The 972-nt window shown below is 66.8% G+C and carries 2 protein-coding genes; both read right to left on the minus strand.

The features are described 5' to 3' along the window. Positions 1-684, minus strand: a 684-nt coding sequence (locus HWX87_RS37620; RefSeq protein WP_176051836.1) for an NAD(P)/FAD-dependent oxidoreductase, incomplete at its 3' end; no start/stop codon positions are given. A gap of 36 nt (positions 685-720) precedes the next feature. Further along, on the minus strand, positions 721-972 hold a 252-nt coding region (locus HWX87_RS37625; protein WP_176046795.1), incomplete at its 5' end, for an acyl-CoA dehydrogenase C-terminal domain-containing protein.

A 972-nucleotide genomic window follows, 5' to 3' on the forward strand; every position in this document is an offset into this window, starting at 1 on the left:
CAGTTCCTTGATGCCGATCCCGTACGCCTGCGGCTCGGCGTTCGCGTCCAGCTTGAACTTCGAGATCAGCTGGCGGCCGAGGTGGCCGCGGCAGCCTTCGGCGAACAGCGTGTACTTCGCGTGCAACTCCATGCCGAGCTGGAAGTTCTCGGTCGGCTCGCCGTCCTTGCCCACGCCCATGTTGCCGGTCGCGACGCCTTTGACCGAGCCGTCGTCGTTGTAGAGGATCTCGGCGGCCGGGAAGCCGGGGAAGATCTCGACGCCCAGCGCCTCGGCCTGCTGGCCCAGCCAGCGCGTGACGTTGCCCAGCGAAATCACGTAGTTGCCGTGGTTCTGGAAGTTGGCGGGCAGCGCCCAGTTGGGCGTGGTGACCGCGCTCTTCTCGGACAGGAACAGGAAGCGGTCTTCCGTCACCTCGACGTCGAGCGGGGCGCCGCGTTCCTTCCAGTCGGGGAACAGTTCGTTGATCGCGCGCGGATCCATCACCGCGCCCGACAGGATGTGCGCGCCGATCTCGGAACCCTTCTCGAGCACGCATACGCCGATCTCGGTGCCTTTCTCGGCGGCCAGCTGCTTGAGCCGGATCGCCGCCGACAGCCCGGCGGGGCCGCCGCCGACGATCACGACGTCGTATTCCATCGATTCGCGCGGGCCGTATTGCGCGAGCAAGTCCTGTGTGGTCAAAATCCTGTCTCCTCCTGCGTCCCGACCGTCAACCGGTCAGAACTGGTCTTCCGTCAACGCGAGCACGCCCTCGTTGCCCTTCGTGCCGACGATCGACGCTTCGAGCGCACCGGCCTGCACGAGAATGTGCTCCGCATAGCATTGCGCGATCGCGATCTTCGCATCGAAGAACGCCGGGTCGCTCGCGCGGTTCGCCTGCGCCGCCACCAGCGCGCGCGCCATCTGCCAACCGCACAGCACCACGCCCGCCAGCTTCAGGTACGGCACGCTGCCCGCGAACACCGCGTT

It is taken from the genome of Burkholderia sp. BCC1644 (assembly GCF_902833225.1).
Lineage (GTDB): Bacteria > Pseudomonadota > Gammaproteobacteria > Burkholderiales > Burkholderiaceae > Burkholderia.